The following is a 22,485-nucleotide window of genomic DNA, read 5'->3' as shown; positions in this document are numbered from 1 at the left end:
ATGGACTGGCTGCGGGACCACCTGTGGGAGACCTGGCTGGGCGTCGGGATCGTGCTGGCGCTGGCTGAGCTGCTCAGCCTCGACCTGTTCCTGCTCATGCTCGCCGGCGGCGCGGTCGCCGGATCGCTGACCGCGCTGGTCACCGACAACGTCGTGGTCACCGTGCTGGTGGCCTCCGCCGCCGCCGTCGCCCTGCTCGGCGGGGTCCGGCCACAGCTGGTGCGGCGCCTGCACGGTGGCCCCGACCTCGTGCTCGGTCCCGCCAGCCTGGTCGGAAGCCGGGGGATCGTCACCGAGCCGGTCGCCGAGCACCACCCGGGCCGGGTGAAGATCGGCGGCGAGTCCTGGCTCGCGGTCGCCGAGCCTCCTGACGCCAGCATCGCCGTCGGCCAGGCGGTGGAGGTCGTCTCCATCGCCGGCGCCACGGCCCACGTCCGTCCCGTGTCCGACCTCCGACTCGAGGAGCCCCGATGATCGTCCTGGTCCTGCTCGCCCTGCTGCTCCTGCTGGTGATCACCGTGGTCGCGAAGTCGATCCGGGTGATCCCGCAGGCCTACACCGGCATCGTGGAGCGCTTCGGCAAGTACAAGGAGACCCTGCCGGCCGGCCTCAATTTCGTGCTGCCGTTCGTCGACAAGGTGCACTACGTCATCGACCTGCGCGAGCAGGTCGTGAGTTTCCCGCCGCAGTCGGCGATCACCGAGGACAACCTCACCGTCGACATCGACACCGTCATCTACTTCCAGGTGACCGACCCGATCGCGGCGACGTACGAGATCTCCAACTACATCCAGGCCATCGAGCAGCTCACCATGACCACGCTGCGCAACGTCGTCGGCGGCATGGACCTCGAGCAGACCCTCACCAGCCGCGAGTCGATCAACAGCGGTCTGTCCGCGGTGCTCGACGAGACGACCGGGCGGTGGGGCATCAAGGTCAAGCGGGTGGAGATCAAGGGCATCGAGCCGCCGCCGTCGATCAAGGACGCGATGGAGAAGCAGATGCGCGCCGAGCGCGACAAGCGCGCCCTCGTCCTGACCGCCGAGGGTGCTCGCCAGTCGGCGATCCTCACGGCCGAGGGCAACAAGCAGTCCGCGATCCTCAACGCCGAGGGTGAGCGGGAGTCGCAGATCCTGCGGGCCCAGGCCGAGCGCGAGGCACAGATCCTGCGGGCGCAGGGTGAGGGCCAGGCCATCCAGACCGTCTTCCAGGCGATCCACGACGGGCGCCCGGACCAGTCGCTGCTGGCCTACCAGTACCTGCAGATGATGCCGAAGATCGCCGAGGGCGACGCCAACAAGGTGTGGGTGATCCCCTCGGAGATCACCAAGGCGCTCGAGGGGCTCGGCTCCTCGATCCACGAGATCGCGGGCATCCCGAAGTCCACGCCGGGACCGGCGAAGCGGGTCGACATGGGCCCGACGGAGCTCGAGCTGCCCGACACCGACACCGGCACCAGCGCCGCCGTCCAGGAGGCGATCGCCGAGGCCGAGAGCGCGGCCCACCCGGGCCAGAAGGATCCCGCCGCGGAGTGACCTTCCTCGAGATCGCGGCGGTCCTGCTCGCCGGGGTCGGCGCCGGCATGATCAACGCGGTGGTCGGCTCCGGCACCCTGATCACCTTCCCGACCCTGCTCGCCCTCGGCGTGCCGCCGGTCACCGCCAACATGTCCAACAGCCTGGGCCTGGTGCCCGGATCGATCGCGGGCGCCGTGGGCTACCGCCGTGAGCTGGTCGGCCAGCGCGACCGGATCCTGCGCCTGCTCGCGTTCTCCACCTCGGGCGGTGTGCTTGGCGCGGTGCTGCTGCTGGTGCTGCCACCGGGGGCGTTCAAGGCCGCCGTACCCGTGCTGATCCTGCTCGGCATCACCCTCGTCATCGTCCAGCCGCAACTGTCGAGAGCGGTCGCGGCGCGCGCCGAGCACCGCGAGGAGGGCGCCGTCGAGAGGTCCTGGTGGGTGCCGCTCGCGGTGTTCGGGACCGGTGTGTACGGCGGCTACTTCGGTGCCGCCCAGGGCGTGCTGCTCATGGGCGTGCTGGGGATCGGCATCTCCGAGTCGCTGCAGCGCCTCAACGGCGTGAAGAACGTGCTCGTCGCCGTCGTCAACGGCGTCGCGGGCCTGGTCTTCGTGGGCGTGGCCGAGCTCGGCCTGCTGGGCAGCGAGGCGAGGGTCGACTGGCTGATCGTGCTGCTCGTCGGCACCGGCGCCGTCTGCGGTGGCCTGCTCGGCTCCGCGATCGGCCGCAAGCTGCCGCCGATCGTGCTGCGTGCGGTGATCGTGGTCGTCGGCCTCGTGGCGGTCGTCAACCTGCTCCGCTGAACGCGCTCAGGCCGCCTTCGCCCGGCCGCGGCCACGGACCAGGGCGAGCATGCCCGACCCGACGGCGCCGGCGGCAGCACCGATGAGCATCCCGCTGGCGAGCTTGGAGACGTTCTTCTGGCCGAGCTCGATCACGCCGTTGGCGAGGTCGGCCCCGTCGACGGCGATGCCCACCGCGGTGAGGTTGCGGCGCAGCGGTCCGCGGGACACGAGCGTGACCGCGCCGAGGGCGATCTCGCGAGCGCCGAACATCCGGCCCATGTAGCCGAGCTGCGGGTTCGCGGCGGGGTCGAGGCCGAAGACGCGGGCGGTCGTGGAGGGGGCGGCGAGAGCACCGACGCCGATGGCGATGCGGCCCAACGAGAGTCCGGTGACGGGATCGATGCGAATGGAAGCGGCCATGGGGAGACCCTAGTGGTGTTTGCCCGCCTGGCCGCGTGGGATCCTTCGGCCATGACGACTCCGCCTCCCGGGAACGACCCGTACCAGCCCTACGGCCAGCCCTCGGGGGAGCAGCCCGGTCAGTACGGCCAGCCCTACGGGCAGCCGGGGCAGCCGGGGCAGCCGGGGCAGCCGGGGCAGTACGGGCAGTACGGACAGCCGGTGCAGCCGTACGGCTACCAGGCGCCGCGACCGACCAACGGCATGGCGATCGCGTCGATGGTCGTCAGCATCGTCAGCCTCACCAGCATCTGCCTGTGCGGCTTCACCGGCCTGGCCGGCATCGTCGGCGCGATCCTCGGGCACGTCTCGCGCAAGCAGATCCGCGAGCGCGGCGACAGCGGCGCCGGGATGGCGCTCGCCGGCGTGATCGTCGGCTGGATCTCGTTCGCGATCGTGCTCGCAGGGATCGCCCTCATCGTCGTGCTGATCGCGAACGGCGAGGACTTCGACTCACCCGGCTACTACTGACGGCCCCGCCGGTCTCAGCCCCGGCGGACGTACGCCGCCAGCCAGCGCCCGATCTCGTCGTACGCCCGCGCCCGCGCCTCGCTGCGCGAGAGCACCACGTCGTGCACCGCGCCGGGTACGGCGGCGTACGTGACGTGGCGGCCGACAGCGACCGACCAGCGGCGGATCTGCTCGACGTCGAGCACGATGTCGGTGGAGAAGACGTCCTCGTCCATCGCGGACGGCCGGCCGGTGCGGTCGGAGGAGAGCACCAGCACCGGCGCGGGGACGTCGAGCCCGGCCTGGAGTCGCGCGTGGCCCTGCCGCACCGCACGCAGCCAGCCGAAGCGCACCGGGAAGGAATCGACCGGCTTCCAGGTGAGGTCGAAGTCCCACTCGCCCTCGTGGTCGCGGTGCAGGCTGCGGCCGTAGTAGCCGCTGACGTCGCGCGGCAGCTCCTGCATGGGGCGGCGACGGCCGGCCTCATCGATCATCCGGTTCGCGACGGGGGAGCGCATCCAGGCCTTGCCCTGCAGGTCGAGCCACGGTGAGTTGAGCAGCAGCCCGGCCAGCTCGGGCGGACGTCGGTCGTCCGCCCACAGCGCCACGACCAGCCCGCCGGTGGAGTGTCCCGACAGCACGACCTGCCGGTGCCCGTCGCGGACCGTGATCCGCTCCCAGGCGGCGTCCAGCTCGGCGAAGTAGTCGCTCAGGTCCGCGACGTAGGTCGCCGACTGGTGCGGTCGCAGGGACCGCCCGTACTTGCGCAGGTCGAGGGCGTACATCGCGTGTCCGCGCTCGAGCCACCACTCGCCGTACTCGGTGTGGAAGAAGTAGTCGGAGAAGCCGTGCACGTGCAAGGTGGCCGGACCGCCCTGCTCCGCGGCGGGCCGGCTGACCAGCGTGGCGACGACCTCGCCCTCGAAGTCGTCACCGAGCGGGATGGTCTCCGCCGTCCACGGCTCACCCAGGATGTCGACGTCCCTCGTGTCGGTCACGGCGAAAGTCTAGGGACGTGCTGGTCCCCGGGGCTGACGTCCGGGCATCGATGGAATATAGTTGACATGTCACCCGTTGTGCGGGGTGACTGACCACCATCCACCAGGAGCGCGAAACCATGGGTATGCAGATCGGCATCTTCACCGTCGGCGACGTCACCACGGACCCGACCACCGGGCAGACGCCGTCGGAGCACGAGCGGATCAAGGCCACCGTCGCGATCGCCAAGAAGGCCGAGGAGGTCGGCCTCGACGTGTTCGCGACCGGCGAGCACCACAACCCGCCGTTCATCGCCTCCAACCCGACAGCGACCCTCGCCTACATCGGCGCGCAGACCGAGAACATCATCCTGTCGACCGCCACGACGCTGATCACGACGACCGACCCGGTGCTCATCGCCGAGGACTACGCCAAGATCCAGCACCTCACCGACGGCCGGGTCGACCTGATGATGGGCCGCGGCAACACCGGCCCGGTCTACCCCTGGTTCGGCAAGGACATCCGCCAGGGCATCAACCTCGCGATCGAGAACTACGCGCTGCTGCGCCGGCTGTGGACCGAGTCGAACGTCGACTGGGAGGGCCGCTTCCGCACCCCGCTCCAGGGCTACACCTCGACCCCGCGCCCGCTCGACGGCGTTGCGCCATTCGTGTGGCACGGCTCGATCCGCAGCCCCGAGATCGCCGAGCAGGCCGCGTACTACGGCGACGGCTACTTCCACAACCACATCTTCTGGCCGGCCTCGCACGCCGCGCAGATGGTCAGCCTCTACCGCGAGCGCTTCGAGCACTACGGCCACGGTCGCGCGGACCAGGCGATCGTCGGCCTCGGCGGCCAGATCTTCATGAACAAGTCCAGCCAGGAGGCGGTCCGCCAGTTCCGACCGTACTTCGACAACGCCCCGGTCTACGGCCACGGCCCGTCGCTGGAGGAGTTCACCGAGCACACCCCGTTGACCGTCGGCTCGCCCCAGCAGGTGCTGGAGCGGACCCTGTCGTTCCGCGAGTACGCCGGCCACTACCAGCGCCAGCTGTTCCTGGTCGACCACGCGGGACTCCCGCTGAAGACGGTCCTCGAGCAGCTCGACCTGCTCGGCGAGATCCTCCCTGAGATGCGCAAGGGCTTCGCCGAGGGACGACCCGCCGACATCCCGGACGCGCCCACCCACGCCTCGCTCGTCGCGGCGGCCGGTGGCGCGAAGGACACCACCGTGCACGCTGAGGACACCATGACCGGCACCACCGACCGTGCCGAGGAAGCCGAGGAGGTCGAGGCATGACCACCAGGATCGTCGTCGTCTCCGCGGGGCTCTCCGTCCCGTCGTCGACGAAGCTGCTCGCCGACAAGCTCGGCGACGCGGTCGAGCGCGCCGTCGGCGCCCGCGGCCAGGAGGTCGACGTCCAGCACGTCGAGCTCCGGCCGCTGGCCCACGCGCTGGCCGACCACCTGCTGACCGGCTTCGCCACCGGCGAGCTGGCCCGGGCGATCGAGGCCGTGCGCCACGCCGACGGGCTGGTCGTCGTGACGCCGGTGTTCTCGGCGTCGTACTCGGGGCTGTTCAAGACGTTCTTCGACGTCCTCGAGAACGGCATGCTCGACGGCAAGCCGCTCGTCATCGCGGCCACCGCAGGCACCGCCCGGCACAGCCTGGTCCTCGACCACGCGCTGCGTCCGCTGTTCGCCTACCTGCGGGCGGTCGTGGTACCGACCGGGGTGTTCGCGGCGAGCGAGGACTTCGGTGCGACCGACGACGGCTCCCTCGACAAGCGGGTCGAGCGGGCGGCCGGAGAGCTGGCCGCACTGCTCGGCGTCTCCTCGGCCCCGGCGGCTGCACCGCAGCGTCGTACCGTCGCCGACGAGTTCGCGGCGCCGACGCCGTTCGAGCAGCTGCTCCGCGAGGCGGGTGGCGACTCGGTCCGTTGACGCCGGTGGCAGCATGAGCGCATGCGCCGCACAGTGTTCACCGAGGACCACGAGGACTACCGCCGCACCATCCGCTCCTTCCTGGAGTCGGAGGTCGTCCCGAGCTACCAGGAGTGGTACGACGCGGGCCAGGTCTCGCGCGAGCTCTACACCAAGCTCGGCGACCTGGGTGTCTACGGGATCGAGGTGCCGGAGGAGTACGGCGGCGCAGGGATCCACTCGTTCAAGTTCTCCGCGATCCTCACCGAGGAGTGCGCCCGCGCGGGCGTGCAGCTCGGCGGGTCCGGGGTGCACGTGGAGCTCTGCCTGCCGTACCTCCTCAAGCTCGGCACGCCCGAGCAGCTCAAGCGCTGGATGCCGGGCTTCGTCGCCGGCACCGAGATGTGGGCGATCGCGATGACCGAGCCCGGCACCGGCTCGGACCTCGCCGGCATGCAGACCACCGCCAAGCGCGACGGCGACCACTACGTCCTGAACGGTGCGAAGACCTTCATCACCGGCGGCGTGCTCGCCGACCGCGTCATCGTGTGCGCCCGCACCTCGCCGCCGCTCGAGAGCAACCGCCGCTTCGGCATCTCGCTGTTCTGCGTGGACACCACGTCGCAGGGCTGGGCGGTCGGCCGCAAGCTGGACAAGCTCGGGCTGCGCACCTCCGACACCGCCGAGCTGTCGTTCACCGACGTCATGGTCCCGGCCACCGACCTGCTCGGTGAGGAGAACGAGGGCTTCTCCTACCTCGGCCAGAACCTCCCGCAGGAGCGCCTCGGCATCGCGTACGGCGCCTACGCGCAGGCCGCCGCCGCGATCCGGTTCACCCAGGCCTACGTCGAGGAGCGCAAGGTCTTCGGCGCGTCCGTCGCGTCCTTCCAGAACACCAAGTTCGAGCTGGCCGCCTGCCAGAGCGAGGTCGATGCCGCCCAGGCCGTCTGCGACCGCGCCCTCGAGGCCCACGACGCCGGTGAGCTCACCGCCGTCGACGCCGCCTCCGCCAAACTGTTCTGCACCGAGGTCGCCGGCCGGGTCATCGACCGCTGCCTGCAGCTGCACGGCGGCTACGGCTACATGAACGAGTACCCCATCGCCCGCCTGTACGCCGACACCCGGGTCACCCGGATCTACGGCGGCACGTCCGAGGTGATGAAGCTGATCATCGCCAAGAGCATGGGGCTGTGAGCGGTGCAGGAATCCCCGCTGAGGCGGGGATTCCTGCGCTTCCTGACCGTTGCAACGGTCAGGAAGCGCAAGTTTCGGTCAGGAAGTCCTCGACCGCCCCGCCGCTCAGTGCTGGTAGGTCCCGGTGATGATCGCCCGGCCGAGCGTCTTGAACGCCAGGTTGAAGCCGACGACCGCAGGCGTGGCGGAGCCGTCGATGCCGAGCTGCGCCTGCGACACGGCGTGGACGACGAAGAAGTAGCGGTGGACCTGGTCGCCCTGGGGCGGTGCGGCGCCGGCGAAGTCGAGCGTGCCGAAGTCGTTGCGGACGTGGAAGGCACCGGCCGGCAGGGTCGCGTCGGACGTGCCCGCGCCGGTGTCGAGGCTGGTGATGTCGGCCGGGATGTCGACGGCGACCCAGTGCCAGAACCCGCTCGGGATGGGCGCATCCGGGTCGAAGCAGGTCACCACGTAGCTCTGGGTGCCCTCGGGACCGCGCTCCCAGCTGAGCTGCGGAGAGGTGTTCCCTCCGTCGTAGACCTGGTCGGCCTTGAGCGGCTGACCGTCGGTGACGTCGTCGCTCGTCACGGCGAAGGACGGGGCGGCGGGGAGCAGGGGGTACGGGTCCGGGGTGACCGGGCGATCGAGACTCATGTCACCGAAGTTAGTCCGGGGACTGGTCCCGTGTCAGTGACGCCACCGTGCATGCCGGGAGAATGGGTGCCGTGAGCGACTTCCCGCCGTACCCCTCCGGTCTGCGCCTCGCCGGGCGCCGTGTGCTCGTCGTCGGGGGAGGGCACGTGGCCCAGCGCCGGGTGCCGCAGCTGATCGCCGTCGGTGCCGACGTCCACGTCGTGTCGCCGCACGTGACCCCGGCGATCGAGGGTCTGGTCGGCTCCGGCGAGATCGCCTGGCACGAGCGCGCCTTCGCGGACGCCGACGTGGACGGCGCCTGGTACGTCATCGCCGTCACCGACGACCGGGCCGTCAACGACCACGTCTCGGCTCTGTGCGAGACCCAGCGGGTGTTCTGCGTCCGCTCCGACGACGCGACACTCGGTACGGCGTGGACGCCGGCGGTCGGTCGCGAGGCCGGCATCACCGTCGCGGTCGTCGGCAACCGCGACCCGCGCCGCTCCGCGTCGGTGCGCGACGAGATCGTCGCGGGCCTGCGCGACGGCACCATCGCCGCGCCGCACCACCGCGACAGCACCCCCGAGCGCACCCCCGGCGTCACCCTGGTCGGTGGCGGCCCCGGCGACCCCGAGCTGATCTCGATCGCCGGGCGCAAGGCGCTGATGGCCGCCGACGTCGTCGTCGCGGACCGGCTGGCCCCGCGCGAGCTGCTCGGTGACCTGCCCAGCGACGTCGAGCTCGTCGACGTGGCCAAGCTGCCGCGCGGCCGCTCGGCGCAGCAGGAGGAGATCAACCGGATCATCGTCGAGCGGGCGCTCGACGGGAAGCGGGTCGTCCGGTTCAAGGGCGGCGACAACTTCGTCTTCGGCCGCGGCTTCGAGGAGATCATCGCCTGCCGGGCGGCCGGCGTACCGGTCACCGTGATCCCCGGCCTGACCTCGCCGGTCTCGGTCCCCGGCATCGCCGGCATCCCGGTCACCCACCGCGGAGTCACCCACGAGTTCACCGTCGTCTCCGGGCACCTGCCGCCCGGCCACCCCGAGTCGCTGGTCAACTACGAGGCGCTCGCGCGGATGCAGGGCACCGTGGTCGTGATGATGGGCGTCGAGAACGCCCCGCACATCGCCGAGGCGCTCGTCGCCGGCGGGCGGCCCGACGGGACGCCGGTGGCCGTGATCTGCGACGGCACGATGCCCACCCAGCGCACCGTCCTGGCCACGCTCGGCACCCTCGCCACCCGCCTCGCCGAGGAGGACGTGAAGCCGCCCGCGATCATCGTGATCGGCGACGTCGTCGCGGTGGCCCACCCCGACGCCTTCTGAGGGCTGTCGTGGCCGAGCTCGTCGAGATCACCGACCCCGCGGACCCGCGGCTGGGCGACTACCGCGACCTGCGCGACGTCGAGCTCCGCAAGCACCTCGAAGCCGAGCACGGGCTCTTCCTCGCCGAGGGGGAGAAGGTCGTACGCCGGGCGGTCGAGGCCGGCTACGACCCCCGGTCGTTCCTCATGGCGCCGCGCTGGCTCGACGGCCTTGCCGACGTCCTCGACCGCACGGACGTGCCCTGCTACGTCCTGTCGGAGGACCTGGCCGAGAGGGTCACCGGCTTCCACGTCCACCGCGGTGCGCTCGCCTCGCTCGAGCGGCGGCCGCTGCCCTCGCTCGACGAGGTGCTGGCCGGCGCGCGCACGCTGCTGGTCCTCGAGGACCTCGTCGACCACACCAACGTCGGCGCGATCGTGCGCAGCGGTGCCGCGCTCGGCTTCGACGCCGTCCTGCTCGCACCCCGATGCGCCGACCCGCTCTACCGCCGTGCGATCAAGGTCGCGATGGGCGCCGTCTTCGCACTGCCCTGGACCCGTCTCCCGGACTGGTACGACGCCCTCCCCGACCTCTCGGAGCGCGGCTTCACCACCATCGCGCTGACGCTCGCGCCGGACGCCGTCCCCATCGAGGAGGCGGTGACCGGCCAGGAGAAGGTCGCGCTGGTGCTCGGCTCGGAGGGCCATGGGCTCTCCGCACGCTGGGAGCAGGCGGCGGACCGGCGCGCGATCATCCCCATGGCCCGCACCATCGAGCACGGCGTGGACTCGCTCAACGTGGCGGCCGCGACGGCCGTCGCGTGCTACGTCACCGCTCGTCGGTGAGGTTTCTCAAAAAAGACACGCTGTCGCACTACCCATCGCCTGCCGGGCGCCCTAGTGTCCCGTCCATGGCGGATGAGAACACGTTCTACCGAGCAGTCCCGGTCGTCGTCTGGGGCACCGGCAACATGGGCCGCGCGTCGATCCGGGCGGTCGCGGCCCACCCCGGGCTCAGCCTGACGGCGGTCATCGTCAACGACCCGGCGAAGGTCGGGCGCGACGCGGGCGACATCGCCGATCTGGGGCGGAGCCTCGGCGTCGCGGCGACCGATGACGTGGACGCGGCGCTCGCCACGCTCGACGGTGCCGGAGCGGTCGCGTACGCCGCCAGCGGCGAGCTGCGCCCCGACGACGCGGTCGTCGACATCACCCGTGCGCTCGCCGGGGGAGCCGTGGTCGTGACGCCGTCGGTCTACGCGCTCTACGACCACCGCAGCGCGCCGGCCGAGATGCGCGACCCGCTCGCCAAGGCCTGCGCCGACGGCGGCAGCGCGCTGTTCGTCAGCGGCATCGACCCCGGCTGGGGCAACGACCTGCTGCCCGCGCTGGTGAGCGGACTCGCCTCGGAGATCGAGCAGGTCCGCTGCCAGGAGATCTTCGACTACTCGACGTACGACGCCGAGGACTCCGTCCGCTACATCGTCGGCATGGGCCAGCCGATGGACTACGAGCCGCCGATGGTGGCCGAGGGCATCCCGTCGATGGTGTGGGGCGGGCAGATCCGGCTGATCGCCCGGGCGCTCGGGGTCGAGGTCGACGAGCTGCGCGAGACCGTCGAGCGCCGCGCCCTCGACGCGTCGGTGTCCACCGCCCTCGGCGACTTCGAGGCCGGCACCCAGGGGGGCCTGCGCTTCGAGGTGCAGGGCATCGTCGGCGGTGAGCCGACGATCGTGATCGAGCACGTCACCCGGATCAGTGCCACCTGCGCGACGGACTGGCCGATGCCGCCCGACGGTGGCGACGGCGCGCACCGGGTCATCATCGAGGGCCGACCGCGCATCGAGATCAACGTCGAGGCCACCGACGAGGGCGGCAACCGCGCTGCCGGCGGCAACGCCACCGCCGCCAACCGGCTCGTCAACGCCATCCCGTGGCTGCGCACCGCGAACCCGGGCCTGTACGACGGCCTCGACGTCCCGCTGGTGCCGTCGACGTACCTCCGCACGATCGCCGAGGAGGCCTGATGTTCCTCGAGATCCCCGACGGCAAGGACCCGATCACCTACGTCTGGGGCGAGCTGGTGCCCGGCATCGGTCCCGCCGCATCGACGCTCGCGATGAGCGTCTACGAGCACAGCACGCTGGGCCTGCGCGAGTTCGAGGCCGCCCGGCTGAGGATCGCGCAGATCAACGGTTGCCTGTTCTGCCAGGACTGGCGCACCGAGCGCGACGGCCAGAAGGTCGAGGAGACCTTCGACCAGGCGGTCCAGGAGTGGCGCACGACGCGCGACTTCGACGACCGGACCCGCCTCGCCGCGGAGTACGCCGAGCGCTACGCCCTCGACCACCACGGCATCGACGACGGGTTCTGGCAACGGATGCGCACGCACTACACCGACCGCGAGATCGTCGAGCTGTCGATGTGCCTGGGCTCATGGCTCGCGTTCGGCCGGCTCAACCGCGTGCTCGGCCTCGACGCGGCCTGCGTGCTGCCGAGCCACGCCCGCTGAGGGCTCGTCGCTGCTACGTTCCGTCCATGAAGGCGTTCCTCGTCGCCCTGCTGGGCCTGGTGCTCGCCGCTTCCGTGGCCGCGCCTCCCGCCGGTGCGACGCAAGCGGCCCCGCACCCCGAGGTGGTCGTGTTCGACCACGGTGCCAAGGTCCACCTCGACCACGGGATGAAACGGCTGGGCTCGACGTCCAGGTCCTTCCGCAAGGCCGTGCGTCGTGAGCTGCTCGACCTGTGGAGGTCGACGGACAACCGGAAGGCCTGCCGCCGCGCCCCGCTCGTGACGGTCCACGAGTACCGCGCGAGCGGGTTCGCCTTCGTCGACGAGGGTGTCTACGGACCCGAGGCCTGCGCGGCGGGCGGTCATTGGCAGTTCTTCGTCCGGCGCTCGGGCCAGTGGCGCACGCCCCGGGCGCTCGGCGGGCAGGACGTCCCGTCCTGCAGCACGCTCGCCCGCTTCGGCATCCCCCGGATGACGGGGGCGGAAAGCTGCTACGCCAACGACACCGACCTCGTGAACTACTTCCCCGGCGGGGTGCCGGTCATCAGCTGGAACGCCGACAGTGTCCAGGCCGGTGAGCGTTTCTGCGGTGCCCACATCTTCGGGTCACACACCCAGCACGTCTACGCGAGCGGGTTCGACTGCAGCTCCGTGGACATCCTGACGCAGTGGTGGTCGACGCGCGAGCAGCCCGGCCCGTGGGCGACGTGCGAGGGCTTCCAGAACGGACTCTTCGGGTGCAACGCAGGATCGGAGTCGACCATCGGACGCAGCACCTCGCGTCCCTACCTCCGTGCCGTTGCGCCGGGTGGGCTGACCCCTCCGACCACCTGAGGTCCAGGTCAGCGGCGGAGCAGCTTCGCGAACTGCGCGATGGTGTCGTCGACCGCGTCCTGGCAGGCCGGCGACCACGGGCCCATGTCGAAGAAGCCGTGGATCAGTCCGGGGTACGTCGTCTGTCGGACCGGTACGCCGGTCGCGGCCAGCGCGTCGGCGTAGGCCACGCCCTCGTCGCGCAGCGGGTCGAACTCGGCAGTGACCACCACGGCGGGCGGCAGGCCGGCCAGGTCGCCCCGCAGCGGCGAGATCCGCGGGTCGAGGAAGTCCGTGTCGGCGTCGGCGTAGCTGCCGATGAACCAGGCCATGGTCGGCTCGTCGAGGAAGTACCCGTGGGCGTTCTCCACGCGGGAGGCGAACTCGCCGAGGACATCGGTGGCCGGGTAGACCAGCAGCTGCGCGGCCAGGCCCGGGACGTGCTGGGTGACGACAGCGGACAGGTTGCCACCCGCGGAGTCGCCGGCGACGGCGAGGACGTCGGCGCCGCCGTACTCCGCCAGCCGCGACTGCACGTCGCGGACCGCAGCGATGGCGTCCTCGGCAGCCGCCGGGAAGCGGGCCTCCGGGGCGAGGCGGTAGTCGACCGCGACCACGACCGAACCGGTGCCGGTGCAGATCGAGCGGGCCATCGGCTCGTGGGTGTCGAGGTCGCCGAGCACCCAGCCGCCGCCGTGCAGCAGGACCACGGTCGGGAACGGGCCGTCACCCTCGGGCCGGTAGACGCGGGCGGCGAGCGGACCGGCAGCGCCGGCGACCTTGTCGTCCTCGATCGAGGCGACCCGGACCAGGCTCTCGGGTGGGCGGGTGTCCACGGTCATCGCGCGGAACACGGCGCGGGCGTCAACGGCGGAGAGCTCGGACAGGGGCGTGCCGGCAGCGATGGCCTCGAGGAGGCCGGCCAGCGAGGGGTCGACGGGCATGGCCAGACGCTAGCCGAAGGTCGCGATCAGGTCGGCCACTCCGGCGGGTAGTCCTCGGCTGCGGCGTCGTGCTGCTTGCGCAGCTTCTTCATGGCCTTCGCCGAGATCCGGTCGCCGAAGACGGTGCCGAGGGTGTGGTCCGTCTCGTGCTGCAGGCACTTGGCCAGCAGCCCGTCGCCCTCGAAGCGCACCGGCGCCCCGTCGAGTCCGGTGCCCTCGACCGCGGCGTGGTCGGGCCTGGCGCAGTCGACGAAGGCGCCGGGGAACGACAGGCAGCCCTCGGGGCTGTCGTCGAGCCGCCGGGAGACGCCCTCGGGCTCGACCAGGACCGGGTTGCAGACGACACCGACCACGCGCTGGCCCTCGGCGTCGGGGCAGTCGAAGACGAACATCGCGACGTCCTCGCCGATCTGGCAGGCGGCCAGACCGACGCCGTCCGCGGCGTACATGCTCGCGACCATGTCGGCGGCCAACGCGGTCAGCGCGGCGTCGTACACCTCGACCCGGGCCTGCGGGCGGTGCATGACCGGCGTGCCCCACCGGGTCATCGGGCGGACCCGGCCGTTGCGGGGGAGCGGTCCGTACGGCGCCAGCACGGCCTCCGGAGTGGTGTCGTCGAGGTCCTCAGGCATGGGCCCATGCTAGGAGAGCGCTAGGGCGGGGTGAGTCGGTGGTGGGCCGACGGGGGCACCGTCCCCTTCGGCTCGTCGGTCGGGACGTGCGTGACGGGCACGGGGACGAAGACCGGTGCCGGGACCGGCTGCGGCTGTGGCTTGGGCCGAGGGAGCACGCGGATCCGGGTACCCGGAGTCACGCTGGCGGCATTGCCCTTCGCCGCGGCCACCGCTACCCGGACCGTCCACCGGCCCGTGCTGCTCGCGGTCACCCGGAGCGCGAACCTGCCGTGAGCGCGCGTCCTCGCGCGATCCACGGTGCGCCAGTGCTTGCCGACCTTGCGCTGGAGGCTCACCTTGACGCCGGCGTCGCCGGGCGCGATCCGGCCGTTGACCCGGATCGGCTGGCCCTGCCGCACCCGGGTGGCGGGCGCTCGGGCGTTGACCTGCCGGGCCACGGTGACCAACAGGGTCGCTGATGTGCTGCCCTCGAAGGTGTCGTCGCCCGTCGTGCGGACCTGGTACTCGGTCTGGCGGTCCGGCTGGACGTGGAACTGCGCGTAGGTGTCGCTCCCGAACCCACCGCTGGCCACGGGGGAGAAGTCGGGCGCGCCCCAGGGACGGGCCCACAGGGTCGCCGTACCGGGGACGTAACCGGCGGACCAGACGCCGTCGCCAGGTGTGTTCGCGTCGGCCAGCAGGTAGTGGTCCTGGCCGTCGACGAGGTCGAGACGGGTGATCCCGCGCTGGAGGTCGGTGCTGTGGTGGCTCGGCGCCGCGGAGATGAACGCCTGGGTCGGCACGCCCTCGAAGTCGTACGTCGTCGTACCGGCCGGCGTACGGAGTCGGAGGTCGTCGAAGTAGAAGTCCCGGCCCCGGCAGCCGAACTCGAAGTTCAACCACGCACCGCCGGAGCCGGCTCCCGCGTCGCCGGCGACCTCGGCCACTGTCTGGCCCGTCGAGAACAAGGTGGCGTCGTCCGACCAGTACCAGTCCGTCGGGATGTCGGCGACGTCGTCACCGGGGTGCCAGCCGGTCAGGTTCGACACGTCGTAGCGGCCCTCGAGCCACGCCGACTGGAACCCGTCGCCGAACACGTCGAGCTGGATCAGGATGTGCCCGTCGACGCCGGGGCTGCCGGGCAGCGGGCTCGGGTGGTAGGTCGCGAGCGAGGCGTCCTGCAGGTTGCTCGGGTCCGGCACCCACGCCGCAACGCCGCCCATGCCTCCCGTCTGGCCGCCGAAGGCGAGCCCGATGGCGTGGTCGCCGAGGAAGGTGTCCCGCCTGTAGGCGGCGTACGGCGTCGCTTTGCCGTTGCCGGAGCAGGGCCCGGCGACGTATCGCAGCCCTGACGGGAAGGCGTAGCCGTTGACCACGACGGTCCCGGTCGCTGCCATCGCCGGTGGTGGCGGCAGGATGCCGAGCACGGCCAGGGCGGCCGCTGCCGTCACGAGGATCCTTCGCATCGTCGCCCCCAGCGTGTCCGCGCCCGGTGATCGTCCCGTGCCCCGAACGTACGGTCGCCACCGCAGCGGTGCCGTCCCCCGAACTCGGTATAGATCGGTCGGGACCGGCCGGACGACGGGCGCCAGTGCCATGGTGCTGAGGTGGAGACCCACCACGAGCTGGCCGCTCTGGTGGCCCGGCTGGGGCCGGCGGTGCTCGACGACCCGGTGGACTTCCGGGCCGCCTTCGACGACTACGCGCCGGACGGCCGGACGACCGACGGCCAGGTCAACCTGCTCACCGACGCCATCCGCCTCGGCACGTTCGCCCGCGTGCTCGCCCAGCTGGCCGAGGGCGCGCGGTCCGGGCACACCCTCGACGCCCAGGCCTTCCGGCTGGCCCGGCTGCGCGGGGGAGCCGACGTGATGAGCGCTCGCTGGGCGCTGGCCGCCCTGCTGTTCGCGCTGGGCAAGGTGGACGAGGACGAGGTGGTCGGCTCGCTGCCCCGGACGGTGCTCCCGGACGAGACCACCGTCCTGGCGGGCCCCTTGCTGCCGCTGTCGCTCGCGCCCCCGTCGCCCGAGGCAGAGCGGGAGGCAACCCGGACCGGGCTGAAGGTGGCCATCTTCGTGGTCGTGGCCATCCTGGTCGTCGCTGCCCTGACCGTGGTGGCGGTGCTCGTGTCCCGTGGCGACGGTGCGGACCGGTCCGCCCCGGCCGGCCGGGCCGGACCGGCGGACGTGCGCTTCGTGCCCGCCGGCATGGTCGTCGGCACCGGGGAACCTGGCGCTGCCGGCGTCACCGCCGCGACCCTGGCCGGACGCACCGCCGGCGTCGAGGTCGGCGGCCTGGGCGCGCCCGATCAGGTCGACGACGGGGCGCGCATCCTGCTCCCCGCGCCGGGCAGCCGGCTGCGCACGTTCACGCTCGCCGACGGTCCGTGCCAGGAGCGGCCGTGCGTGCCGTGGTCCGCGGCCGGCCTGGAGGTAGTCGTCGCCGGTACGTCGGTGCCGGTGCCGGCCGGCGGGCCGACGTACGTCGTCGCGGTGCCGGACGGCGCGGAGGCCGAGCTGCGGATGGACGCCGACGGCTACGACCAGCGGGTCTCCCTGGTCGACGGCACCGCGACCGGGCGCAACATCGCGGTCCTGGTCCGGCCGCAGCTGAAGGTCGAGATCGACACCGACCTCGTGCTCCGCCCGACCGCGGACGCGCCGCTCGGCCCGGACGCCGTCCGGTCGGTCCACGTCGGCGACGCCCGGCTGTTCTTCTTCAACGGCCCGCTGGGGCTGCGGAACCCCCGACGCGCGTACCTCGCCGTCGGTCTCAGCTACACCACGCCGGACGACCCGAGCCCGCGCGGCTTCGAGCTCACCGACCTGCACCTGGAGGCGGCCGACGGGACGGCGTACCCGCGGCGGGACCTGTCGCCGGACACCCCGACGCCCGACCCGGCGTTCGTCGTACCGGCCTCGTTCAGGTCCGGGACCCTCGTCATCGCGGGGACCCGGCGGGTCGCCACGCGGACCAGCGACGGCGGCACGGGCAGCGTGCTGCTGACCCTCCCGCGCACCACGATCGCGGTCCGGATCGACTGACGCCCAGATCACACCGGACGTTTTCGGACCTTCTGTAGCGCAATGTGTAACTCACAGTTACATTTAGTGCCATGTCCCTGATCAGCAACCTCAAGCCGGGCGGCAAGCACGGGGTCCCGAGCAGCGAGAGCCGTGACCCGATCGGCTACCTCGTCGCCGGACTCAACCGGCTCGCCCAGACCGACCTCCTCGACAAGGTCCGCCTCCGCAAGCCGGCCGAGCAGGCGGTCTTCTCCGTCACCCGGACCGGGTTCAAGACCATGACCAACGCGAGCCGTACGTTCGCGAAGGCCGGCAAGGGCGGCCAGCCCGGCGCTCGGCCGACCAACGCCGCCGCGAGCGGCATCTTCGACCTCACCCCGGGCGAGGACGAGCAGATGCTCGTCGACGTCGTCACCGAGTTCGCCGACGAGGTCGTGCGCCCGGCGGCGTTCGAGGCCGACAAGGCCTGCGCCGCACCCGACGACGTGCTCAAGGCGAGCCTCGAGATCGGTCTGCCGATCCTCGGCCTGCCCGAGGCGCTCGGCGGCGTCTCCGAGGAGCGCTCGGCCATGGCCGGCACCCTGGTCGCCGAGGCCCTCGCCAAGGGGGACATGGGCCTCGCCGTCGCGACCCTCGCTCCCGGCTCGGTCGCCACCGCGATCGGCCTGTGGGGCACCGACGCCCAGCAGCAGACCTACCTCCCGGCGTTCAGCGCCGAGGATGGCACGGTCCCCGCCGCCGCGCTGGCGCTCAACGAGCCCACCGTGCTCTTCGACGTCCTCAGCCCGTCGACCACCGCGACGAAGTCCGGCAACGGCTACGTCCTCAACGGCACCAAGAGCCTGGTCGCGCGCGGTGACAGCGCCGAGCTGTTCGTCGTCGGCGCGAGCCTCGACGGCAAGCCGGTCCTGTTCCTCGTCGAGTCCTCCACCGAGGGCCTCGCCGTCGAGGGCGATCCGGCCATGGGCGTGCGCGCCGCGTCGATGACCAAGCTGGTCCTCGAGGACGTCAAGGTCCCCGCCGATGCCGTGCTCGGCGAGACCGACGGGTCGACGTACACCGAGTGCGTGCGCCTCTCGCGCCTCGCCTGGTGTGCACTCGCCGTCGGCACCGGCCAGGCCGTGCTCGACTACGTGACCCCGTACGTGAAGGGCCGCGAGGCCTTCGGCGAGCCGATCGCCAACCGCCAGTCGGTGGCGTTCATGGTCGCCAACATCGCGATCGAGCTGCAGGGCATGCGGCTGCTGACCTACCGCGCCGCGTCGCGTGCCGCAGCCGGCAAGGACTTCTCCCGCGAGGTCGCACTGGCCCGCAAGGCGTGCACCGACAAGGGCATGCAGATCGGCCTCGACGGCGTCCAGCTGCTCGGCGGCCACGGCTTCGTCAAGGAGCACCCCGTCGAGCGGTGGTACCGCGACCTGCGTGCCATCGGCATCATGGAAGGAACGGTGCTCGTCTGATGGCGATCAACCTGGAAGTCCCGAAGAAGCACCGGGCCCTGGTCGACCAGGCCCACCAGGTCGCGATGAACATGCTGCGACCGATCTCCCGCAAGTACGACATCGCCGAGCACGAGTACCCCAAGGAGCTCGACATGCTCGCGGCGATGATCGACGGGCTCTCCGAGTCCGGCGCGAGCGAGGGAGCCGGTGCGACCGGCGTACGTCGGGACAGCGACGACTCGGACAAGAAGACCGTCAAGAACGGCGCCAACCTCGCCTCGGTGACCTCGGTCGCCGAGATGTGCTGGGGCGACACCGGCCTGCTGCTGTCGATGCCGCGCCAGGGCCTCGGCAACTCCGCGATCGCCTCGGTCGCCAACGACGAGCAGCTCGAGCGCTTCAAGGGCCGCTGGGCCTCGATGGCGATCACCGAGCCGTCGTTCGGTTCCGACTCAGCCGCCATCTCGACCACCGCGGTGCTCGACGGCGACGAGTACGTCATCAACGGCGAGAAGATCTTCGTCACCTCCGGCGAGCGCTCGGACTGCATCGTCGTGTGGGCGACCCTCGACAAGTCCCTCGGCCGCGCGGCGATCAAGTCGTTCGTGGTCGAGAAGGGCACGCCGGGCGTGAAGGTCGAGCGGCTGGAGGAGAAGCTCGGCATCCGGGCCTCCGACACCGCCGTCATCACCTTCACCGACGCGCGGGTCTCCAAGGAGAACCTCCTCGGCTCGCCGGAGATCAACGTCGAGCAGGGCTTCGCCGGTGCGATGGCGACCTTCGACAACACCCGGCCGCTGGTGGCCGCCATGGCCGTGGGCTGCGCCCGCGCCTCGCTCGACCTGACCCGCGACCTGCTCAAGGAGGCGGGGATCGAGGTCGACTACGACAGGCCGGCGATCCTGCAGAGCGCGGCCGCGGCGAAGTTCCTGCAGCTGGAGTCGGACTGGGAGGCGGGCCGCCTGCTCACCCTCCAGGCTGCGTGGATGGCCGACAACCGCAAGCCGAACTCGCTCGAGGCCTCCATGGCCAAGGCGAAGGCCGGCCGGGTCGGCTCCGACGTGACGTTGTCCTGCGTCGAGCTGTGCGCCTCGATCGGCTACAGCGAGGAGGAGCTGCTCGAGAAGTGGGCCCGCGACTCCAAGATCCTCGACATCTTCGAGGGCACCCAGCAGATCCAACAGCTCATCGTCGCGCGGCGTGTGCTGGGTCTCTCGAGCGCCGAGCTCAAGTGACCTGACCGGTCTCCCCACGGGGCCCGTCCTCCTCCCGGAGGGCGGGCCCCGTGTTTTCCTGGCGTGGCGGCGTGACACCCCGGTCCGGACGTGCGAAGAAGGTCGGGATGCAACCAGGAGCCGGCGGGTTCGCCGCGGTGTACGCCGAGCACGTGACGCCCGTGTGGCGCTACGTGCGCCTGCGCCTGCCCACCGATGCCGATGCGGAGGACGTCACGAGCCAGGTCTTCGAACGAGCGATGCGCTCCTGGGACGGGTACGACGGCGCCCGTGGCAGCGTCGGCGCGTGGCTGATGGGCATCGCCCGCCACACCGTCGCCGACTGGTGGCGCCGGCACGGCAGGGAGCTGCCTACCGATCCTGCGGCACCGGCCTTCGCCGGCGGGACGGCCGAGGACGACCCCGAGGGCGAGGTGCTGCGCCGGATCGGCGCCGACGACCTCCGGCGGCGGCTCGGCCACCTGACCGCCCGCGAGCGCGAGGCCGTTGCGCTCCGGTTCGGCAGCGAGCTCAACTCCACCGAGATCGCCGCACTGCTCGGCGTCACGCCCAGCGCTGCACGGATGCTCGTGCACCGCGCGATCGGCCGGCTCCGGGAGGTGATGGACGGTGCCTGACGAGACCGACGGGCTCGACCCGAACGTGGACACCCTGATCTGGCTGACTGAGGCGGCCCGCTCGACACCGCCGGCCGGGCTGGTCGCGCGGATCGACGCCACGGTGCAGCGCCGGACCGCCCGTACGGACCGTCCCGGTCGGCGGATGACCGCGGTTGCGCTCGCGCTGGCCGGCGCGTTCCTGTTCCAGGCGACCGGCAACCTGGTGGCCGGTCAGTGGATCTCCGACGGGATCGGCGAGCCGTACGCCCCGCACGCGATGTTCGAGATGTCGCTGGCACTCGTCGCCGCGGCCGTGTGCGCGGCCGCGGCCGCCGTACGCCGGGCGTGGGGTGGCTTGTCCGTGCTGACCTGCACCCCGCTGGCGCTCAGCCTGGGGTTGCACGGGGTGGGGGAGCTCGGTCAGTTCGCTGCCGGCGCCGCGCTGCACACGGTCGAGGGGGCGCTCGGCCTCGCCCTGCTCGCGGTCTGGTGGTCGGAGTGGCGTGACACCCGGCGCCGCTCCCGCGAAGGAGGGGTATGAGCATCCTGAAGCGGATCTGGATCCACCTGCGCGTCCTCGCCTCCGCCAGGCGCAACCGTGGCGACCTCGCCGGCCGACTGGTACGTCGACCGCAGCTCCTGGTCGCGCAGGGCACCTACGAGACGTCGCTGCTGCTGATGGGCCGGATGCCCGCACACCTCAAGACGCTCGCCACCGCCAAGGCGGCGATGGTCGTCAACTGCGAGTTCTGCCTCGACATCGGCGCCGCACTCGCCCGGACCGAGGGGGTCCCGGAGGAGAAGCTGGTCGCCCTGCTGGAGCCGGACGACAACCCGGCGCTGGATCCCGACGAGCAGCTGGTCGTGGCGTTCGCGGCCGCGATCAGCGCGTCGCCGGCCGTGGTGCCCGACGAGCTGCGGTCGCGGCTCGATGCCCGGTTCACCGGGGCCCAGCTCACCGAGCTCGCCGCCGAGGTCGCGTGGGAGAACCAGCGCGCCCGGCTCAACCAGGCCCTCGGCATCCGGCCCGCCGGCTTCTCCGACGGCGCCTTCTGCCTCATCCCGCAGGGCTGAGCACCTCGGCGCCCGGTCCGGGCTCGACGAGGTGGTGGACCGGGGTGGCCCAGCCCCGGTCGGCGTAGGCGGCGTCCACCGCCTCCCGTACGACGACCGCCCGGTCGCCCGCGACGAGCGTGATCGTGCAGCCGCCGAACCCGCCGCCGGTCATCCGCGACCCCAGCGCGCCGACCCGCAGCGCGGTCTCGACGACCAGGTCGAGCTGCGGGACGGAGACCTCGTAGTCGTCGCGCAGCGAGACGTGCGAGGCGGTCATCAGCGCCCCGAGGCCGCTCCAGTCGCGTCCACCGATCGCCTCGACGGCGCCGCGGACGCGGTCGTTCTCGGACGCGACGTGGCGCAGCCGGCGCGGGTCACCCGCCGCGCACTCGCGCCGGCGCTGGGCGTACCCGCCGTCGCCGTCGGCGAGAGCGTGGCGGACCCGGGTGTCGGTGACGAGAAGCGCCAGGCCGTCCTCCGCGACAGGGAGGGGGACCGGGGTGGTGGCCGGCGCGGTCGGGTCGGCGAAGTCGACCAGGAGGGCATGGCCGGTCGAGCCGAGCATGCTGGCGAGCTGGTCCATCCCGCCGGTCGGGGCGCCGACGTGGTCGGTCTCCGCACGACGGCACGCATCGGCGACCAGCCGCCGGGTCCCGTCGTCGAGGGGGACGGCCAGGAGTCCGGCGACCGCGCTGGCCACCGCGCACTCCAGCGCCGCCGAGCTGGACAGGCCACCGCCGAGCGGCACGGTCGAGGTCAACGCGACGTCGAGGCCGGGGACGTCCCAGCCGAGCCGGCGCAGCTCGGCGACCACGCCGACGACGTACTCCTGCCAGGTGGTGTCGGCGGGGTCGGCCTCGGCGCTGGTCACCCGGAGCCGGTCGTCGGCGCGGGCGCTGACCATGGCCGTGGTCGCGAGCTGGATCGCGAACGGCAGGCACAGACCGCCGTTGTAGTCGGTGTGCTCACCGATCAGGTTGACCCGGCCGGGGGCGCGCGCGACGACAGTGACCACGGCGTCATC

The 22,485-nt window shown here is 72.0% G+C and carries 25 protein-coding genes; 18 read left to right on the top strand and 7 right to left on the bottom strand.

All coding sequences use genetic code 11. From position 1 onward, the window contains the following. Genes ACZYRU_RS15290 through ACZYRU_RS15280 form a run of 3 tightly spaced genes read left to right on the top strand, consistent with a single transcriptional unit; the run spans position 1 to position 2,320 of the window. Complete coding sequence (locus tag ACZYRU_RS15290; protein ID WP_488957947.1) at positions 1–474, top strand: NfeD family protein; 474 nt, start codon at positions 1–3, stop codon at positions 472–474. Beyond that, on the top strand, positions 471–1,535 hold the full coding sequence (locus tag ACZYRU_RS15285) for an SPFH domain-containing protein (protein ID WP_488957946.1): 1,065 nt from the start codon (positions 471–473) through the stop codon (positions 1,533–1,535). Before ACZYRU_RS15290 ends, ACZYRU_RS15285 begins: the two co-directional genes overlap by 4 nt. After that, positions 1,532–2,320 (top strand): sulfite exporter TauE/SafE family protein, encoded by a 789-nt coding sequence (locus ACZYRU_RS15280; protein ID WP_488957945.1) that lies wholly within the window; start codon positions 1,532–1,534, stop codon positions 2,318–2,320. The genes ACZYRU_RS15285 and ACZYRU_RS15280 overlap by 4 nt, the downstream gene beginning before the upstream one ends. A 6-nt stretch (positions 2,321–2,326) precedes the next feature. Here ACZYRU_RS15280 and ACZYRU_RS15275 read toward each other — a convergent pair whose 3' ends face one another. Beyond that, complete coding sequence (locus ACZYRU_RS15275; RefSeq protein ID WP_488957944.1) at positions 2,327–2,722, bottom strand: DUF4267 domain-containing protein; 396 nt, start codon at positions 2,720–2,722, stop codon at positions 2,327–2,329. 51 nt (positions 2,723–2,773) lie between these two features. On the opposite strand from ACZYRU_RS15275, the gene ACZYRU_RS15270 reads away from it, so the two are divergent. Next, complete coding sequence (locus ACZYRU_RS15270; protein ID WP_488957943.1) at positions 2,774–3,232, top strand: DUF4190 domain-containing protein; 459 nt, start codon at positions 2,774–2,776, stop codon at positions 3,230–3,232. 14 nt (positions 3,233–3,246) lie between these two features. On the opposite strand, the gene ACZYRU_RS15265 is transcribed toward ACZYRU_RS15270, so the two are convergent. Next, positions 3,247–4,209, bottom strand: a complete 963-nt coding sequence (locus ACZYRU_RS15265; RefSeq protein ID WP_488957942.1) for an alpha/beta hydrolase — start codon at positions 4,207–4,209, stop codon at positions 3,247–3,249. A gap of 125 nt (positions 4,210–4,334) precedes the next feature. Here ACZYRU_RS15265 and ACZYRU_RS15260 point away from each other — a divergent pair, with 125 nt between their 5' ends. From ACZYRU_RS15260 to ACZYRU_RS15250, 3 genes are read left to right on the top strand one after another with little or no spacing between them, the layout of a single operon-like run. Then, positions 4,335–5,489 carry an LLM class flavin-dependent oxidoreductase gene (locus ACZYRU_RS15260; RefSeq protein WP_488958084.1) on the top strand — a complete coding sequence of 385 codons (1,155 nt, stop codon included), beginning with the start codon at positions 4,335–4,337 and terminating at the stop codon, positions 5,487–5,489. Further along, a complete protein-coding gene (locus tag ACZYRU_RS15255; RefSeq protein WP_488957941.1) occupies positions 5,486–6,133 on the top strand; it encodes an FMN reductase in 648 nt (215 codons plus the stop codon). Before ACZYRU_RS15260 ends, ACZYRU_RS15255 begins: the two co-directional genes overlap by 4 nt. A gap of 21 nt (positions 6,134–6,154) precedes the next feature. Beyond that, positions 6,155–7,306, top strand: coding sequence for an acyl-CoA dehydrogenase family protein (locus ACZYRU_RS15250; RefSeq protein WP_488957940.1), 1,152 nt, complete (start codon positions 6,155–6,157; stop codon positions 7,304–7,306). 105 nt (positions 7,307–7,411) lie between these two features. Here ACZYRU_RS15250 and ACZYRU_RS15245 read toward each other — a convergent pair whose 3' ends face one another. Next, positions 7,412–7,939: a YbhB/YbcL family Raf kinase inhibitor-like protein gene (locus ACZYRU_RS15245; RefSeq protein WP_488957939.1), complete on the bottom strand. Its 528-nt coding sequence runs from the start codon at positions 7,937–7,939 to the stop codon at positions 7,412–7,414. Between the two features lie 71 nt (positions 7,940–8,010). Here ACZYRU_RS15245 and cobA point away from each other — a divergent pair, with 71 nt between their 5' ends. The 5 genes from cobA to ACZYRU_RS15220 all read left to right on the top strand — a co-directional run bounded on the left by cobA (position 8,011) and on the right by ACZYRU_RS15220 (position 12,566). Beyond that, a complete protein-coding gene (cobA, locus tag ACZYRU_RS15240; RefSeq protein ID WP_488957938.1) occupies positions 8,011–9,243 on the top strand; it encodes a uroporphyrinogen-III C-methyltransferase in 1,233 nt (410 codons plus the stop codon). Between the two features lie 8 nt (positions 9,244–9,251). Next, complete coding sequence (locus ACZYRU_RS15235) at positions 9,252–10,067, top strand: TrmH family RNA methyltransferase (protein WP_488957937.1); 816 nt, start codon at positions 9,252–9,254, stop codon at positions 10,065–10,067. Positions 10,068–10,132: 65 nt separating this feature from the next. Next, entirely contained in the window at positions 10,133–11,248 is a 1,116-nt protein-coding gene (locus ACZYRU_RS15230; RefSeq protein WP_488957936.1) for an NAD(P)H-dependent amine dehydrogenase family protein, read from the top strand. Further along, on the top strand, positions 11,248–11,733 hold the full coding sequence (locus ACZYRU_RS15225) for a carboxymuconolactone decarboxylase family protein (protein WP_488957935.1): 486 nt from the start codon (positions 11,248–11,250) through the stop codon (positions 11,731–11,733). The genes ACZYRU_RS15230 and ACZYRU_RS15225 overlap by 1 nt, the downstream gene beginning before the upstream one ends. A gap of 26 nt (positions 11,734–11,759) precedes the next feature. Beyond that, positions 11,760–12,566: a hypothetical protein gene (locus ACZYRU_RS15220; RefSeq protein WP_488957934.1), complete on the top strand. Its 807-nt coding sequence runs from the start codon at positions 11,760–11,762 to the stop codon at positions 12,564–12,566. An 8-nt stretch (positions 12,567–12,574) separates the two neighbouring features. Here the strand turns inward: ACZYRU_RS15220 and ACZYRU_RS15215 are convergent, their stop codons facing one another. From ACZYRU_RS15215 to ACZYRU_RS15205, 3 genes are read right to left on the bottom strand one after another with little or no spacing between them, the layout of a single operon-like run. Continuing rightward, positions 12,575–13,489, bottom strand: a complete 915-nt coding sequence (locus tag ACZYRU_RS15215; protein WP_488957933.1) for an alpha/beta hydrolase — start codon at positions 13,487–13,489, stop codon at positions 12,575–12,577. A 26-nt stretch (positions 13,490–13,515) separates the two neighbouring features. Then, positions 13,516–14,121, bottom strand: coding sequence for a peptide deformylase (gene def / locus ACZYRU_RS15210; protein ID WP_488957932.1), 606 nt, complete (start codon positions 14,119–14,121; stop codon positions 13,516–13,518). A 20-nt stretch (positions 14,122–14,141) separates the two neighbouring features. Beyond that, positions 14,142–15,554: a hypothetical protein gene (locus ACZYRU_RS15205; protein WP_488957931.1), complete on the bottom strand. Its 1,413-nt coding sequence runs from the start codon at positions 15,552–15,554 to the stop codon at positions 14,142–14,144. A gap of 156 nt (positions 15,555–15,710) precedes the next feature. Between ACZYRU_RS15205 and ACZYRU_RS15200 the strand changes: the two genes are divergently transcribed. The 6 genes from ACZYRU_RS15200 to ACZYRU_RS15175 all read left to right on the top strand — a co-directional run bounded on the left by ACZYRU_RS15200 (position 15,711) and on the right by ACZYRU_RS15175 (position 21,479). Next, positions 15,711–17,147, top strand: coding sequence for a hypothetical protein (locus tag ACZYRU_RS15200; protein ID WP_488957930.1), 1,437 nt, complete (start codon positions 15,711–15,713; stop codon positions 17,145–17,147). A 71-nt stretch (positions 17,148–17,218) separates the two neighbouring features. Next, positions 17,219–18,589, top strand: a complete 1,371-nt coding sequence (locus ACZYRU_RS15195) for an acyl-CoA dehydrogenase family protein (protein ID WP_488957929.1) — start codon at positions 17,219–17,221, stop codon at positions 18,587–18,589. Next, positions 18,589–19,806 carry an acyl-CoA dehydrogenase family protein gene (locus tag ACZYRU_RS15190; RefSeq protein WP_488957928.1) on the top strand — a complete coding sequence of 406 codons (1,218 nt, stop codon included), beginning with the start codon at positions 18,589–18,591 and terminating at the stop codon, positions 19,804–19,806. Before ACZYRU_RS15195 ends, ACZYRU_RS15190 begins: the two co-directional genes overlap by 1 nt. A gap of 107 nt (positions 19,807–19,913) precedes the next feature. Beyond that, positions 19,914–20,423, top strand: a complete 510-nt coding sequence (locus ACZYRU_RS15185) for an RNA polymerase sigma factor (protein ID WP_488957927.1) — start codon at positions 19,914–19,916, stop codon at positions 20,421–20,423. After that, positions 20,416–20,946: a hypothetical protein gene (locus tag ACZYRU_RS15180; protein ID WP_488957926.1), complete on the top strand. Its 531-nt coding sequence runs from the start codon at positions 20,416–20,418 to the stop codon at positions 20,944–20,946. The genes ACZYRU_RS15185 and ACZYRU_RS15180 overlap by 8 nt, the downstream gene beginning before the upstream one ends. Further along, a complete protein-coding gene (locus ACZYRU_RS15175) occupies positions 20,943–21,479 on the top strand; it encodes a carboxymuconolactone decarboxylase family protein (RefSeq protein WP_488957925.1) in 537 nt (178 codons plus the stop codon). The genes ACZYRU_RS15180 and ACZYRU_RS15175 overlap by 4 nt, the downstream gene beginning before the upstream one ends. Here ACZYRU_RS15175 and ACZYRU_RS15170 read toward each other — a convergent pair. Then, on the bottom strand, positions 21,463–22,476 hold the full coding sequence (locus tag ACZYRU_RS15170) for a galactokinase (RefSeq protein ID WP_488957924.1): 1,014 nt from the start codon (positions 22,474–22,476) through the stop codon (positions 21,463–21,465). The genes ACZYRU_RS15175 and ACZYRU_RS15170 overlap by 17 nt on opposite strands. Between the last annotated feature and the right edge of the window lie 9 nt (positions 22,477–22,485).

The organism is Nocardioides sp. F233 (genome assembly GCF_057813895.1).
The sequence above is the reverse complement of the archived record's forward strand: the minus strand, read 5'-3'. Positions and strand labels throughout refer to the sequence as shown.